Raw genomic sequence first — 16989 nt, 5'->3', positions numbered from 1 at the left:
GGTCGGCTTTCGGGCCTTGTCGGTCGGCTTCGGCGGTAGGATTCTGAATTTAAAGTTTGAACTAACCGCTATTCGTAGCGCCAGCTTCCAATTGCAAAAGGCGTATTGCCGAATGCCGGCAGCCGATTGCAAAACACCTCCGCAAAAATCATTTCCAGGCATCATTTTGTTCAAGATTGTTATTATTATTGATTTCGCTGCTGGGTATCGGGAAATATTTGTGTTTTACTTCATCGTAATTTTCCCGTTGTGGCTCTGTGCCATGATCTTCCAGCGCCTGTTTCAAAAGTCCCCACCGGATCAGGTCAAAGTAAAGCATATTTTCATACGCAAATTCCATAACCCGTTGTTTTCTGATTTCTTCCATGATATTTGCCGCAGTGAATGTTTTCACAGGAAGATGCGCCCTGTTCCGGATTTGGAGCAAAGCTGCATTGGCTGCGGTTAGGTCAGTTTCAGCAACAGATTCGGCATACATCAGCAAGATATCGGCATATCGCATCACCCGTTCATTGTTGTCCGAACCTCTTTCTTCGCTTACTGCCGGTTCGCAGCTCAGATTTACATTCAGATATTTTCTCCACCAGCCACCCACAGTAGTTCCCGAACCATCGGGCAAGCCGCCTTCGCTTATGCCGTTGTTACAGCTAATACCATCTCCAAGCTCATTATACGGAACACCGAACAATGGAAGTCCGTCGTTGAAATAAACAGTCTGAAGATACCTCGGATCGTATTTGTTGTCCGATGTTTTTTCAGCACCCATAGTTGTCATCAGCCATTTGGAAGGCCGCAGAAATATCTCAAAACCTATACCCGGAAGACTGTTGAAACTGCGGTGCTGGGTGGGTGTTCCTATTCCTCCGTTGTATCCCAGTTGCAATTCAAACACAGATTCCTTATTGTTTTCATTGGCAGCAGTAAAATTGTCTTCAAAGTTTGGTACCAAAGCATAAATGCCCAGATCCATGACAGCTTTGAATTCCGCAGCCGCCAGTGCTTTAAAATTATTCTGGCCAAGATAACCCGCCCGGTAGAGATACGTTTTACCCAGAAAACCCATTGCAGCTCCTTTCGTCGCTCTACCCTGATCAGTTTGCGTAACGGGTAATCCTTCTTTTGCAATTTTGAGATCACTGATGGCCTGATCGTAAACTTCGTCCACACTTCCTGCTTTTACAGGATTAAATTCCTCGTTCGTTATGGCAGGTCTGGTAACAATGGGAACCGTTCCGAAAAGATGGGCGAGATAGAAATAACCCACTCCACGAAAGAACAATGCTTCGGCTTCGAGCTCCTTTTTCATCGCTTCATTGTCTGCCCAGTTTGCTTTTTCCATATTGGCAAGAATAGTATTGGCGCGGTAGATCATGCTGTAAACGCCTTCGTACATTCCATCAGAATTACCGCTTTGAGGTGTGCTTTGAAAGTTAAAATAAGCAACCTGCACATCAAATGCGCCGGAAGTCAGTTCGGCATCACCACCCCTTGCATTCTGTTCAAACAAAACCCTGATCGCTCCGATAGCAGGATATAAGGTATTTACTGCCTGCTGGACCTGTTTTGGTGTTCGAAAAAATGTTTCAGATGTAATAGCATTCGGATTTTGTGTATCTAAAAAATCCTTATCGCAGGAGGATGCCACAAACATCAGGCACAAAACCAATACCTGAAAAGTTGATTTCTTTATATAAATTCTCATTGTTACAGATCAGTAAGGTTAAAAGGAAATGTTTACACCAAGCTGGAACGATCTGGCCTGGGGTGCGGTGTCACGGTCGAGACCGGCAGTAAAAATCGGGTTATCGTTAATGAGCGGAGACGAACCTACTTCGGGATCTGAACCTGAATATCCGGTGATATTGAGCAGGTTCTGAATTCTTGCAAATACACGTGCAGAAGTTAGCCCTATTGGCTTCAAACCTTTCACCGGTATCTGATATCCGAATTCTACATTTCTGATTTTTACATAATTTCCGTTTTCAATATATCGGTCGGAAGTAGGGCGGGAGTTCCAGTTATCGTCCACATCATTCGGGTTAAGCCTTGGGAAGTTTGAACCGGGATTGTTAACAGGATCAAATGCGTCTAATAGCCGGGTACTAAAATTGGCGTATCCATAAGGCTGTTCAATCAGGTATTTAGGACTGTTATAAATCACCTGGCCAAAAGCACCGGTCATGCCCAGATACATATCAAAGCTCTTATAATTTGCAGTCAGGTTAAAACCAAGATTTACTTTTGGAACGCCTGAACCAACACGCTGGCGATCACCTTCGCTCGTAATTTCACCATCGCCATCTGCATCCACAAAACGAATATCGCCGGGTTCTGCATTGGGTTGGATCACTCTTCCATCTGCGTTCTTATAATTTTCAATTTCTTCCTGTGACTTAAAAATGCCATTTGTTTTGATCAGCCAGTATTCCGCCAACCCGCCGCCCTGATGAATTTCAATGGCATGCGGCACGTCCCATTCCGGACTGTCCCCTTCTTCCAGTTCACGTCCGATGTCAATCAGTCTGGTTCGTGTGGTTCCCAGGTTAAAGCCTACACGGTAATTCAGGTCGCCAATTTTGTCATTATAATCAACTGTCATTTCAAAACCCCTGTTATTGATCCGGCCCGCATTGGACTGTAATTCTCCGCCGCCGACTGAAGGTGCTATCGACAGGCCAATGATCATATTTTTTGTGTCATTATTGTAATAATCGAAAGAACCTGAAATTTTGCCGTTAAAGAGCTCGTAGTCCAGGCCAATCGTTTTTGAGATAAGTCTTTCCCAGGAAATAGCTTCATTAATAGGTGTGCCGGTGATCAGACCATCCTGCACTTTTCCGCCAAATTCGGTTGGAATATATTGAAGGACAGGGGTATAATCATAATTTCCGAGATTTTGCCTTCCAAGTTCTCCATAACCCGTACGTATTTTCAGATCTGAAATTGCCTTGACAAGTCCGCCGTTTTTCCAGAAATTTTCATGTGACAATCTCCATCCCGCCGAAACTCCCGGAAAATTTCCCCAACGGTAATCCGGCCCAAACCGGGAGGAACCATCACGCCGGAAATTCAGTGTTACCAGATATTTGTCATCATATGAATAAAATGCCTGTCCGATCAATGAGAGCAATGTACTTTCCTGCAGGTCGCCTTCGATGTAAGGATTTTTGCCGCCTGGCCCGTCAATGGTTCCGGTGATATCGGATAAATAACCGTTCTTGCCACCAACTAAGCTTCTGTCACTGAATTTTTGTGAAATAAAACCAGCCGTCACATCGATCATGTGTTTACCCAGGTTTTTTTGATAACGCAGCGTATTGTCTATATTCCAGTTATAAGTTGTTACAGTGGCCTCTTCAAGAGATAAATTGGGGTCAAAATATTCATCCTGGAAATCTCCTTTATCTCCGAAATAATTTTTCATCCTGTTTCTGGCCTGTGAGAATGATCCGCTGAGTTTATATTTTAAGCCATTAAAGATCTTCAATTCTCCGTACATATTCAGCGCCATGTTTTCATCTGCAATATCCCGGTCCCAGATACTTTTATAATGCATCGGATTTCGGATCAACGCCTCCGGATTATCTCCGCCGCCATAATAAAATGAGGAAGTCTGCCAGTCGCCGTTGGGTAATTTGGGTGCAAAATAGGGGTACATTTTAATCGCCTGGGAATAAGTAGACCGGCTGAAAGCATAAGGTTCTTCTTCGGTTGCCGATTTGGACAATGCGATGCTTTGTCCGATAGTAATCCGGTCATTGACAAAAAATTCCGAATTGGCCCGCACATTTACCCGTTTGAAACCCGTTCCCAGAGTAATACCCTGCTGGTTTACATACCCCAATGAAACGCGGTAAGTACCTGATGAACCTCCGCCCGAAATAGAAAGATCGTGGCTTTGCAACGGTGCCGATTTATAAATTTCCTTCTGCCAGTCATAATCTTTAAATTTTGATGGATCGGCAATATAGTCCAGTGCGGCTTGTGGCGGCAGGTTTGCAGCTGATAGATCCTGGCCGTACATACTTTGCAGAATCGTAATATATTGCTGCGAATTAGCGACATCTATTCCCTTATACGGAACCTGCACGCCCACATAGTTCTGGTAGGTCACTTTCGCTTTTGAAGCACCGCGTTCGCCTTTTTTTGTTGTTACCAGAATGACACCGTTCGCGGCGCGGGAACCATAGATTGCTGCGGAAGATGCATCTTTCAAAACTTGTATGGATTTGATATCATTACCATTCAGCTCGCGCAATCCACCTTCAACCTGTACGCCATCCACGATGATCAGTGGGGCATTACTGCCTGAATACGATGAAATTCCCCTGATATTGATGTGCATTTCGGAGCCCGGGTTTCCATTACTGGCTGCAATATTTACACCTGCTGCGTTGCCTTGTAATGCCTGGCCAACGTCTGTAACCGATTTTCTTTGCATACTTTCTACATCTGCAATTGCAATGGCGGAGGTCACATCCCGTTTTTTCTGGGAAGTGTAACCTACCACCACTACACCATCCAGGCTCCTGGAGTCTTCCCGTAGTACCAGATTGATCTGCGTTCTGCCTTTAACCAGGATTTCCTGTGCCGCATAACCAACCGAAGAAAACACAAGAACGGCATTATCATCATCCACATTAATATTAAAAGCTCCCTGCTCGTCCGAAATAGTCCCTCTTTGTGTTCCCTTTATCAATACGCTTACACCCGGCAGTCCGTTTCCTTTTTCATCGCTGACTTTTCCGTTCACAGCTAAATCCGTTTTTTGAAAATTGAACGCCTTGCCGGACAATCTTTCTGTCATCTTCCTGTCAACATCCGAAAAAATGCTGACTATATGAGAAGTTTTAGATTCAGTATTTTTCGGAACCGGCTCTATAACCGCCCCGGTTGAATTGTTTTCCTTTTTCTTTATCACAATAATTTTATCAACGATCTGGTACGACAAAGGAAGGTCCTTCATTACTTCACCCAGAATTTCTTCAACAGAAGCTTCCCTGAATTCAACTGTGACCTTTTTCGTGTTTTTAATCAGTTTGTTATCGTAGAAAAATTTATAGGAACTCCTCTGTTCGATCAGGCTGAAAACGGTTTTAATCGGTACGTCTTTTACTGAAATGGCCATTTTTTGGGAAAATCCCGAAGCAGATACATGAAAACATACAATCGTTAAAATGAAAGCTGTAAGTTTCATTACGAATAATAGTTTTAAGAAAGAACGTTTATGTATATACGCATCTTTCTGTGTTGGAAAAATTTGCATACTTTTGGTTGGGTTTAGGAAAGTGAATGTTTTTGTCAAAAGGAAACAGCATGACCATTACCGCCAGGGCGGAAAAGGAATATCATTCCGGGCCTACAACCGTTTCAGGTCGCATCTGAAACGGTTTTTTTTTCGGAAAGTTTAGTTAAGCTTTATCAAAGCATTTATATTACCATAGACAGCCGGTTTAAATAGTACGTAATACTTATTCCGTTACAATGATCTTTTTATCTTCTATTTTGAAATGGACGCCACCGAGTTCGAGGATTTTAAGCACTTTTGAAAGATTTGTCCCGCGTTCGATCTGCCCGACAAACTCATAATCCTTTATCGTTCCTTCATATACAACTTCCATATCGTACCAGCGCGAAAGCTGCCGCATCAGTTCCGGCAGGCCAATGTTATCAAACCGGAAATATCCGTTTTTCCAGGCCAGGACCGAACGCGTATCGACCTGGGTAATGAGAAACGGAAGTGTAGCCGAAGCCGCTTTCTTTTGTACGGGATTATATTTTGCCTGTTGCCCGGGAGTGAGCAGGATATCCTTGTCAAGATTTCCCTCCACCTGCAATTTGATACTTCCTTCAAATAAAGTGGTTTTGATATTCTCCTCATCCGTATAACTATTTACATTAAATCTGGTTCCAAGCACCTCTATGAGCTGGCTGCCGGCAATTACCTTAAACGGCACCCGATTCTTTTTGTTCGTTTTTTTAGCTACTTCAAAATAAACTTCACCTTTGATTTCAACTGTACGCTCCTGGTTATCAAATACTGTCGGAAACCGGATAGAGGAAGCTGCATTGAGCCAAACCCTGGTACCGTCTGGTAACCTGATCTGGTACTGTCCGGCTTTTGGTGTACTTATAGTATTGTAGGTTACTTCTCCCTTCAGGACATTCGCACCTGATTTGCCTTCCGGCTGATAAACGATTTCTCCCTGCCTGGTTTTGATCACTTCACTGCCGCCTTCCCTGGCAACCTTTCCGGAACTAACGTTTTCCAGCCAGATTTCCTCGCCGCTTGCCAATGTGAGTATCGCCCGGTTATCGCCTGGTAAAGCATCGCCTTGCGGTACAATGGTTTGCCTGGTTACTGCCTGATTCTGTTTATTATATTCCAAAATTCCAAAAGCACCGATTATTAACAAAACTGCTGCCGCCATCCACTTCCATAATGGCCTGATAATAAGTTTTTTCGTCACAGCAACATTTCCAGGCAAATTTTGCCAGACTTCATCGAGATGATCTTCCAATGCGTCCATCCGGATATCTGTATGCTGTGATTTTGCATATTCCAGATACCAGCTTTCAAGTAAAGCACTTTCCTCTGCTGACAAAGTGCCTTCTTTGTATTTCCGGATTAGTTCGTTTGCTTTGATTTTGTCCATGTCACCAGATCCTGCTTTCTGATTACAAGACGGTTAAGGGAAGTTAAAGTAGTAGGGGAGTATGTAAATTTTTTTTAAACAAGACTAATAAAAGGAAATTTAAACGCAATAAGCGCGATGGATGGCGTAATGAACGCAAGGTAAAAACGAGGTTGCATATATTCTTTAAATCCTGCGTCCATTGCAGTCCATTGCGTTTAATCTTCTCTTATTAACCTTAATTATTATTAGTACATTTTATATAAAATCAAACCTGGTAAAATGAAGAACACAATATCAAGTTTTGCCCGCAGGATGTTAAGTGCATTATTCACTTGTTTTTTTACGGTTTTGTCAGAAATATGAAGCTCGTTTGCGATTTCCTGGTACGAAAAATGTTCGTTTCGGCTTAGTTCGAAAACCCTTCGCATTTTAGGTGGCAGCAGTGCCACTTCTTTTTCGATGAGCCCGGCAAGTTCATTTTCCCTGACCTGCAAATCTGTGATACATTCGCCGTCTTCTAAAAATCGAGCTAAAGAACTGACATATTTTTCCTGTACTTTTTTATGGGCGATTATATCAAAAACCCGGTTTCTGGTAGCTCCGTATAAATAAGCAGATAAAGTAGATTTTAAAACGATGTTATTCCTTTTTGTCCAAAGCGATGTAAAAAGTTCCTGCAGCACATCCTTCGCTTCCTCATAATCTCCCAGCATTCTGTATGCATGCACAAAAAGAACTCCTTTATAACGCTGGTAAATTTCTGCAAAAGCCTGATTATCGTCCCCCGACATGAGGTCTAGCAATTGTGTATCATTATGATCTGAATAAACCGCCATATTCATCGAAAAGATAAATATAACATTAAAATAATGATAAAAGAAACATTTGATGGGCTGCATAATTCGTTTAAATTATTTTTCCAATAGGTTTATATTATCAGTATAAAAACTATTACAGCAACTCTTGTGCGTTGTATCTGTTCATTTTTAAGAAGACCTGAATGGCTCTTAATCAAAGAATGGAAATTACAGATCACTTTATTTGAAATTCTCTGGTATCAACGGATATGAAAAAAATTGGTAAAGTTGTTCTCTGGATCTTGTTGTGCCTTGTCGTGTTCTCAGTAGCAGCGGCAAGTTTATTCTTTTACAAAATCAAAAATGGTTTTCCTGTTACTTACGAGACGGAAAAGCCCGTAATACAATTTCCAGCTGACCAACCTGCCATTCTGGTCTTTTCGAAAACTACGGCTTTCCGGCATGGAGAATCTATTGAAGCTTCATTACCGGTTTTTTCCAAAATGGCAAAACAGAACAACTGGTTTCTTTACAAAACTGAGGATGGTGGAGTTTTTAATCCTGAACAGTTGGGCCACTTCAGGGCCGTCATATTTAATAACTCCACGGGTCCTGTTCTGAATGATGAGCAGCAGAAGGCTTTAAGCCAATACGTGGAAAGCGGGGGAACGTTAATTGGTATTCATGGAGCAGGAGATAATTCGCATCACTGGCCCTGGTATGAAATTAATTTAATCGGTACGCAATTTTCTCACCATTCGCTTGACCCGCATTTGCAAAAAACTGAAGTGCATGTGGAAATAAACGCTGATTCGATCCTGACCAAAAAATTGTCACCAATTTGGACGGATGAAGATGAATGGTACGTCTTCTTTCATCAGCCGGAAGGAGTTCAGATTTTATCCTATATCGATGGAGACAAGATTATTCCCAATGGTAATATGCTCTGGATGAAGGATAAAAATTTCGGTATGGGTAAATATCATCCGGTTGCCTGGTACCGGACTGTTGGCAAAGGGAAGACGTTCTATACATCTATGGGGCATAGTAAGGACGTTTGGCAGCGGCCTGATTTTGTTCGTACGGTAGAAAATGCCATCCGTTGGTCAATGAATTAATATTTTATAAACAAAGCTCTAACCTGTGACAGGATTTTTCAGTTATAATTAAATGTAAAATAAGTGTCAATTTTATTCAAAAACAGAGGTAAGAACCTTACTTCAGGAGCTTATAAGAGATAATTAACTGCCAGATACATCGGCTAATAAATTACCTTTAATTTAACTCACAAATGAAAACTTTAAAATTGATATTTTTACTCTTTTCGAAACCGCTGGAATTTGGGCGGGTTATATATCAAATCCCCAACTAGCAACACACTCAGTAACCAGAGGGGTAGGGGTTGTGCTGTGAGCTGGAAATCAACACAGTATCCCGTTTTTCTTTAAGTCATAATGTGATAAAAATGATGCTGTTCTGGTGTCATAATGCGAGCCTATGATCTCAATTAAATTAACCACTGTCATGATGTTCAAAAATCGCCTGGTTTTTTTAACTACATTTTATTTTAAGTAAAACGTATATATAAATACCGGTAGTTATTCCTGTTTCATGAAAGAAACGATCCGCACTATAAAACTTTGAATATTAGTTTAAATGAACTGTCGGCCTTTTGCCGTGGTAAGCAGTAATTTCCTTCAATAAAATATAGTTGTAATGTGCTTATTGCTGCGGGTTTTGAAATACAGCTTTTTTTATTTTTTGTTTTTTTTGGCGGTAACGTTTTCCGGACATGTAATAGCCCAGTCCTTACCTGCTTCAGTAAATTTGACTGACCAGCAGGGACTTCCCCAAAGCTTTATTCCTTCTATTGTACAGGATCAGCGTGGGTTCATCTGGATGGCGACCCGCGACGGACTGTGCCGCTATGATGGCAGCCATTTCAAAGTATTTCATCCTCAGACTGGCCTGCGGCCTTCTCTGTCTAATCCCGTTATCCTGTCCATTCAAAAGGCCAGCAATGGCAAGCTTTGGATTTTCTCTGAAAACTTTGATATTGATTCTTTTGATCCTGTAACGGAAGAATTTGTAAATTTTTCAAAACTTCCTTTTTTCAAAAACAGTTCAGTAAATACGAAATAATCAGTCATTATATTGATAACAAAGATCAATTATGGCTTGGTTTGAAAATTTACGGCAGCAAGACGGGTGTAGGCCTCGTTTGTATTGATACCAAAACCAGGCAATACCAGTGGTTTAAGATAAGCAGTAATCCTTCATCATACGATAATCATATAAAGCATATCGATGGAGATCCGGGCGGGAATATAAGGATTGTAGCCGGCGCGCGTATTTTAGGTTTTGATCAAGGCAGCAAGATCTTCGTACCTATTCCCGGAACATCTGAAACGGAACGGATTTTTAAAGAATATATAGTTACATCTACATACGGTGATGCTTCCGGACAATTGCTGGTAGGCAGCTCACATGGCCTGATTGTCGTAAATCCAAAAGATGGCAGGTCCAATTATTATTCCCTGCCGGATGAGGGAGAAGACTGGCTGGGATTTCGTTATGCAAAAAGCAGTAACGGCACTGTTTACTTTGCATATCGCAGCCATTTGTACCGTCACGTGAAAAATAAACCCATTGAAATAATCGCAACCTTTCCGGAGGGGCGTGGCAGATGCCTGAGTTTAATGATAGATCGATCTGACGTGCTTTGGGTGGGAACAGACGGGGCGGGTATCCACAAATATGACCTTCGTGCCAGCCGCTTTAAGACGATGGCCTACCAGACCAATTTCCAGGTGGATTTACTGCGGAATTATTTACATGCATCTGAAAAACAAAGCCAGCAGGTGAAAACACAGCGTTCTTACAGTTTCAGGTACACGCTGGATGGCCATGGAAAGATTTGGGCGAATGCAGGTAATGAAATTTTATATCATATTGATCTAAAAACAAGAAAGGCCGAAACTTCTGTTTTACCGGTACCACCTTTCAACATGTCTGTTGTGCCTCTTGCGACAGAGCCAAACGGAAAGGTTTGGGCATTGTATTGGGGAATACCAAGATGGTATGATGAGGCTGAAAAAAAATGGAAGTTATCTGAAATCAAAATTGATTACGAAAAATCAGGCGAAATTTTACAATTCAGGGTTGACCGTGAGGCTTTCTGGTTCGCCACCTCTAACAGGGGTATTTTGCGAATGGATCGCAAAACCGGAAAAATGGCCTGGTTTCAAAATAATGCAGCGGATCCCGCATCGATAAGTAGTAACAACCTGATTTGTATGTCCGCAGATCCCATCGACCCCAACAGGTTGTGGATCGGTACTTTTGGCAGCGGTCTCTGCGCTTTTGATAAACGGACCGGAAAATGCAAAAGATATACAGTTAAAAAAGGCCTTCCTGATAATGTAATTTATTCTGCTTTGCCAGATCGCCGCGGCAATGTTTGGATGGGAACCAACAAAGGGCTTTGCCGGCTGAATATTCGTACCTTAAAGGTCAGGACTTATACAAGGAGTGACGGTATACTGGCGGATGAGTTTAACCGTCATCATTACATACAAATGCCTGACGGGCAGATAATCATGGCTGGGCTGGAGGGTTTTACCAGTTTTTATCCTGACCAGATCACTGATGATCAGTTTAAACCTGGCGTGCAGTTCACATCACTTGAAATTAATAATAAAATAGTTGAAAGCAGCTCGGATTCCGTTGATGCACTTCCGCCGGTTCAGGCTATGAAACTAATTTCCTTACCTTATGATAAGAATTTTATAACGCTTCAGTTTGCGGCAATGCAATATAACAATCCTGCCAAGAACAGCTACCGGTACCGACTTAACGGACTGGACAAGAGTTGGGTAGAATCTAACGTGCCACGAGCTGTATATACCGGTTTAAGCCCGGGCCGCTATACGCTGAACGTAAATGCTGCAAATACATCAGGTATCTGGAGTGACAAGATAAGTACCCTGTCCATTGTGATCAGTCCGCCATATTGGGCAAGTTGGTGGGCCTATATGCTTTATGCATTTATAACAGCAAGTTTTATATGGTATTGGATCGGATTATATCTGGCACGGGCCCGCTTTAAACAAGCCAGTGCTTTTCGCCTGAAAGAAGCAGTGCAGCAACAACAGATTAATGAGATGAAAAACCGGTTTTTTGCCAATATCACGCATGAGCTCCGGACACCGCTGACACTGATTTTATCACCTGCTGAAACGCTGATGCAGCAGCTGAATGACACGGCCTATGCTAAACCGTTAACATTGATCAACCGCAATGCTAAAATCCTGCTGGATATGGTCAATAATCTTTTGGACTTGTCAAAAATTGATGCTGATGCCATGCCTGTTGAAACATTATCAGCAGATCTGGGTGAATTTGTTAGGATGCTGGTCAGTGACTTTGAAGAACATGCGCAATTAAAAGGAGTTGAAATGCTTTTTGAAAGCAACATAAGTGGCATGTACCAGTTTGATGCTGCAAAACTAGGCTCCATTATTACGAACCTTTTGTCTAATGCACTTAAATTCACAGCTTTTGGAAAAATAACTGTAAAACTGGAAGATGCCGGAATAGTAAAATTATGGGTTTCAGATACAGGTACTGGAATATCAAAAGAGGATTTAGTCTTGATTTTTAATCGTTTTTACAGTATAAACAAAGCAGGTGGTGTTAATACGGGTACCGGCATTGGCCTTGCTTTGGTAAAGGAACTTGTTGATTTGCAGAATGGTACGATCAGTGTTGAAAGTATGCCGGGAAAAGGTTCAACGTTTTTGGTACAGATCCCATATCAGCGTGGAAGTATAAAGGACAAACAATATTATCCATATAAAAGGGTATCATATTTGTTGGGGGACACCGGATTTGAAGCCGAAAATCCGGATTATATTCCTACCATATTAGTCGTAGAAGACAATGCAGAGCTGGCAGAATTTATTGCAGACTGCCTGCCGGAACATTATCGTATTATTAGAGCAGAAGATGGCAGGTCCGGTTTGTACCAGGCTACTGAAATCCTTCCCGATCTTATTATAAGTGATGTAATGATGCCATACATGGATGGGTATGCGCTGTGCCGGGCATTAAAAAATGATTTGCGTACCAGCCACATTCCGGTCATATTGCTGACAGCAAAAGCAGCCTATGAAAGTAAAATTGAGGGACTGTCTCAGGGAGCGGATGATTACATGACCAAGCCGTTTTATGCCGACGAACTACGACTGCGTGTTGCGAACCTGATAGAGCAGAGAAGGCTGATGCAGAACCATATCCGCCTAAGTCTGAGCCCTTCCGGAACTGTTACAGATACGGACAAGGTTCAGGATCCGTTCCTCGAAAAACTGTATGGCCATTTGGAGTCAAAGCTGGATTCAGCTGCTTATGGTGTTGAAAATCTTGCGCTGGATTTGTTTATGAGCCGTGTCACATTGCACAGGAAAGTCAAGGCTGTGAGCGGTTTGGCCCCTGGCGACGTAATCCGTAATTACAGGCTCAAACGTGCTGCTGAATTTTTGAAAACAGGATTGAACAGTAGTGAGACCGCTGAGATAACCGGTTTCGATTCTCCATCTTATTTTGCAAAAAGTTTCAGGGCTTATTACAATATCAGTCCGTCTGAATTCATACAAAAGGAATTAACAGATAAGAATAAGCCATTTTGAAGCTGAACCATCCATATTTTGAAAAATGCTCTTTCAAAGATGGATGGTTCAGATTTCTTGTTCAAAATAAGTTACTTCTTCAGCAATACTTTCAGGGTTTCTTTAAATGTACCGGACCGGATATTGATCAGGTAAATCCCTTCGGGAAGCTGCCTTGACGACAGATCCACTTCTACCTTCTGAATCTTTCGCAGCCGGATTCATTTGCTGAACAACATTACCATCCAGATTGATCATTTGCAGATCTACATTCCCTTCATGTGCTTTTGAAATGTAAACTGTAAAATGCTTGTCTGCCGGATTGGGATAAACCGACGAAGCTTCCGGTTCTGCCAGGGATTCCGACAATATCAATTCTACTTCCCGGCCTGTTCTTGCAGTAGGCGGTGCCACTGCCGTAATGACCAGCTGTGGTGGGTTGGCTGCGTTTTCTTTGCTGTTGAAAGTCAGCTGAATGTTCTGGTTGGCTGGATTTGTGATAAAAAGACTCACTATTTTGTCGCTTGTCAGCTGCGCCTTTACATAAGCGGTCACGTCGATTTCATAATATTGGGCTAAGTTGTTTACATTGACACTTCCCAGTGCGGCCCCGGAACTGGCCGGTGCATTCGACCAGGTAACGCCTGTTTCGGTCCATGAATCTGTACTTACACCGAAGGCCGCCAGACTGACATTAGTACTATTTTGTACGTTCTGCCCATATAACCGCAGTTTTGCCGAACCAATCTGGCTTATACCGGCAAGCGGGAATTTCAGATAAGCAGTACGGGCATAACTCGGCAAACTTCCTGTTTTAATCTCCAGGGTGCTGGCTGTACCGTAGTTAATGGCAGTATTTGGCGCGTTGCGGATCGTCGCATCGGCAAGTGGAGCCAATATAGCCTGAGTGGACAAGATTTCAATGGCAGCAAGGGCCGGACTGTCCGCAGAACCTTTGAGAAAATCAAGGTTGAGTACACCATCGGTAATTGTCACCGGGATTGTTTCTGTACGGGCCCTCATGGCGCCGCCTGCTTTTACAAAGATATCGTAATCGGTCAGCTTGCGGGTGCCTTCGATGTTGACATGGAATTTCCGCTTGCCGGTCCCTGCGGAGCCGCCTTTGCCAGGAACACCCCAGTAGGTCTCAGCAAAATGTAATACGATGCTTATCTGGCCATTCGGAACAGGGATACTGTAACTAAAAGCGGCTCCCAGACGCTGGCTTCTGTACAATTCGTCATCGGTAGTGGCAATAATATCGCCGGTTGTAACAGATATTTTGGCTGTACCCGTAAAGTACTGGTCTGCTGAAAATACACGGCTGGCCGTAGCTGCAAATGATTCACCCCCGGAGTTGATCCTTTGCGTTGCATTTTTGGCAGGCGTTGCATCGGATAGGCCAAAACCCGAGGAAACTGCAAAGCCGGAATGAAAGACCGAAGTAAAAGCCTGACTTGCATTCAGCGTAGAGCTGGTAACGCTTTCGGATGTTGAGTTGGAATCATTATTTCCTGTACCAATTGCTGTTTTGCTCCTGCCCATGGACCTGATGATTGCTCCGTTAGATCCAGTCAGTTCAGAAGATCTGTAATAAAGGGTTACCTCATACTCACCGGTTGCATTGTCGTTGGTTGGTGTTACCTTAATCGTTTTTCTGGTAATATTAAAAGCGTCGTACCAGTTAGTCTGTAAATTACCAGCCCGGTTGATTGATACGCTCGTGCAGCCATAGTCAAAACTGCTTAGGTTCTTGATTTTGGCAACCAGGTTTTTTGTAGCCTGATCGTAGAAGTATACAGTCGCATTCGGCCCCAGATATTCCTGGGCGGGAGTAGCTGTCAGGGCAGTTTCGGCCTGGCTGGTTACAACACCTGTAATTTTCACATTGTCAATAGCCCACGAGCTAAGTGCAGCAATAAACCGGAAGCGTACTTTCATGCTGCGATTGGCGAATGCTGCCGGAATAGAAATATTCCTTTTACCATAACCAGACCATGAACCAGACTGGCCAGTCTGTAAATTCTGGGTCAGGATGTTCCGCCATTGTGACCCGTCCCATACATCCACGAGTGCCTGCACGTTTTCGTCAAACTCACCAGGTTCAAATATCTCATCATAGGCTACATTGATGGAAGTCATATTGTAAGAATCAAAAGGGGCCGATTCCACAATTTTATCCAGGACGTTTCCATCATCATACAGGTTAGCCCACAAAAACGGCGAGTTATTCATTGAAAACTCATTGGTGTAAAATACAGTCCAGTTTTTTCCATAGCCACCTGTGGTAACCATATTCCAGCCCTGTGGCAAAGTGTTCGTATTAAAATCTGCTGAAAGCAATTCAACACTTCTGACACCTGGTGTAAAATCATCGTCTGCAATCAGTACAGTATGCTGCTGGTTAAAAGTTTCGCGGACCGCATTGCCTCCTGCCGGACTAGTCAGCGTGTAAGTCAAAACGGCTGTTTCGCTGCCTTCAACGTAGGCATCATTATAAATCCTGACCTTCACTTCCTGGGAGAGCTTACCTGCCTGCAGCGTAAAGGTGCCTGGTGTTAAATTGTAATCTGCTGTTTTTCCATTGGTAGCGGTTCCGGCAGAATTTATTGTAATAGTTACCGGCTGAGATGGAGCAGCATTGATCTTTACAGTAACTATTTTTTCCACATATTTCAGGCACTGCTCAGGTGTTGGTCTGGCAACAGTTGCTTCGCCCTCATTTACAGACGTAGCACTTGTTAAAAATTGAACTGTTGGAGCACCTGAACAGGTGTAGACCCTTACATCATCAATGTACCAGCCAATCCTGCCGTTGCAACCCTCGTCTGTACCCAATGACCAGCGGAGCTGTATGGTTTCACCGGCATCAAGCCCTAAGGTAGTGAGGTTAATACGGCTTTGTCCCCATCCGCTTGCAGTGTTTGCCGCTTCCGGACCTGAAAAAGCCGGAACTGATCCAAGAGGATTATAGGGATTGTAAGCATCCAGGGCCCTGTTATATCCATTATCTGTAAATGCCTGGCCAGGTACCGTTGACCAGCCGCCGTTACCAATTCTATATTCAACAATTCCACCGTCAAAACCTGCTTTAAGACTGAAATAATGGTCAAAAGCTGTGTAAAATGGTGCCACGGCATTAGAAGGAATGGTAATTACAGGACTTGTAATACTCATTACGCCAGCTGCCCAGTCATCGCCACAATCCTGGTCAGTAGGATTAGCAGCAAATGCCGCCTTACCCGCTTTTCCGTCTGGTAAAGCAGCGCTTACAGTCCAGTCACGGGGTGTCCAGGGTGCACTGTCATTTGTATTGCCATAATTGGAAATTGCCCAGCTGCCAAGCCCGGATTCAAAAGTTTCAAAAAATATGGCATTTTGCGGTGAACCACCAAAACAGATCGGCTGTACCGGCTTAAGTATTGGCCCGTCAGCAATTCCGGATCTGGCAATTGGCCTGTGATCCTTTTCAGGATTTTTTGCAAATGATGCAGAAATGCTCAAAACCAGTAAAGAACAAAATGCAAAAGATGTAATCAGCTTTTGCAAAATGGATAGTTGAGCATGATAACGGTGAGCAAATGTAGATTTGTTTTTCATTGCAGAGTTTTTCTGTAAAGGTTAAAAAAACATCCTGCCGGCAGTTAGCAATTTGGTTTCATATATGGGTGATTTGGTTTCAAAAACATACAATTTACCTCCCTGACAGGCATTATCTGCTTTATTTTGATGTAATTTGTATATACGTCATTTCGCCGTTTATCCAAGAAAGCCGGTAACAGGAATATCCTCGGAAAAAACGTATAAAGATTTGCGTGTTTAGTTTTTATTGCCACTTTCATGAGAAAGGTAACCCTCATGGTTGCCATGAAGAATTTTTTTGTAGAT

General features: G+C 42.9%; 8 protein-coding genes. 3 read left to right on the top strand and 5 right to left on the bottom strand.

Translation table 11 applies throughout. The annotated features are described in order from the left end of the window. Positions 1–148: 148 nt before the first annotated feature. The 4 genes from KZC02_RS03775 to KZC02_RS03760 all read right to left on the bottom strand — a co-directional run bounded on the left by KZC02_RS03775 (position 149) and on the right by KZC02_RS03760 (position 7474). Positions 149–1702, bottom strand: coding sequence for a RagB/SusD family nutrient uptake outer membrane protein (locus KZC02_RS03775; protein WP_221392889.1), 1554 nt, complete (start codon positions 1700–1702; stop codon positions 149–151). A gap of 18 nt (positions 1703–1720) precedes the next feature. After that, positions 1721–5197 carry a TonB-dependent receptor gene (locus tag KZC02_RS03770; RefSeq protein WP_221392888.1) on the bottom strand — a complete coding sequence of 1159 codons (3477 nt, stop codon included), beginning with the start codon at positions 5195–5197 and terminating at the stop codon, positions 1721–1723. A 274-nt stretch (positions 5198–5471) separates the two neighbouring features. Next, on the bottom strand, positions 5472–6656 hold the full coding sequence (locus KZC02_RS03765; RefSeq protein WP_221392887.1) for a FecR family protein: 1185 nt from the start codon (positions 6654–6656) through the stop codon (positions 5472–5474). A 227-nt stretch (positions 6657–6883) separates the two neighbouring features. Next, complete coding sequence (locus tag KZC02_RS03760) at positions 6884–7474, bottom strand: RNA polymerase sigma factor (protein WP_221392886.1); 591 nt, start codon at positions 7472–7474, stop codon at positions 6884–6886. A gap of 230 nt (positions 7475–7704) precedes the next feature. Between KZC02_RS03760 and KZC02_RS03755 the strand changes: the two genes are divergently transcribed. From KZC02_RS03755 to KZC02_RS03745, 3 genes are all read left to right on the top strand, one after another. Continuing rightward, positions 7705–8553, top strand: coding sequence for a ThuA domain-containing protein (locus KZC02_RS03755; RefSeq protein ID WP_221392885.1), 849 nt, complete (start codon positions 7705–7707; stop codon positions 8551–8553). 652 nt (positions 8554–9205) lie between these two features. Further along, positions 9206–9577 carry a two-component regulator propeller domain-containing protein gene (locus tag KZC02_RS03750; RefSeq protein ID WP_221392884.1) on the top strand — a complete coding sequence of 124 codons (372 nt, stop codon included), beginning with the start codon at positions 9206–9208 and terminating at the stop codon, positions 9575–9577. Between the two features lie 41 nt (positions 9578–9618). Further along, a complete protein-coding gene (locus KZC02_RS03745; protein WP_221392883.1) occupies positions 9619–13122 on the top strand; it encodes a hybrid sensor histidine kinase/response regulator transcription factor in 3504 nt (1167 codons plus the stop codon). 102 nt (positions 13123–13224) lie between these two features. Here the strand turns inward: KZC02_RS03745 and KZC02_RS03740 are convergent, their stop codons facing one another. Next, positions 13225–16701, bottom strand: a complete 3477-nt coding sequence (locus KZC02_RS03740; protein ID WP_221392882.1) for a DNRLRE domain-containing protein — start codon at positions 16699–16701, stop codon at positions 13225–13227. Positions 16702–16989: the final 288 nt, after the last annotated feature.

The organism is Dyadobacter sp. NIV53 (genome assembly GCF_019711195.1).
Taxonomy (GTDB): domain Bacteria; phylum Bacteroidota; class Bacteroidia; order Cytophagales; family Spirosomataceae; genus Dyadobacter.
Note: the sequence above shows the minus strand (reverse complement) of the source record. Positions and strands in the feature narration are given on the sequence as shown.

What these genes read in the sequence shown, in the direction of transcription:
- KZC02_RS03775 (WP_221392889.1), bottom strand. Translation starts at nt 1,702, where the DNA reads ATGAGAATTTATATAAAGAAATCAACTTTTCAGGTATTGGTTTTGTGC.
- KZC02_RS03770 (WP_221392888.1), bottom strand. Translation starts at nt 5,197, where the DNA reads ATGAAACTTACAGCTTTCATTTTAACGATTGTATGTTTTCATGTATCT.
- KZC02_RS03760 (WP_221392886.1), bottom strand. Translation starts at nt 7,474, where the DNA reads ATGGCGGTTTATTCAGATCATAATGATACACAATTGCTAGACCTCATG.
- KZC02_RS03755 (WP_221392885.1), top strand. Translation starts at nt 7,705, where the DNA reads ATGAAAAAAATTGGTAAAGTTGTTCTCTGGATCTTGTTGTGCCTTGTC.
- KZC02_RS03740 (WP_221392882.1), bottom strand. Translation starts at nt 16,701, where the DNA reads ATGAAAAACAAATCTACATTTGCTCACCGTTATCATGCTCAACTATCC.
- KZC02_RS03765 (WP_221392887.1), bottom strand. Translation starts at nt 6,656, where the DNA reads ATGGACAAAATCAAAGCAAACGAACTAATCCGGAAATACAAAGAAGGC.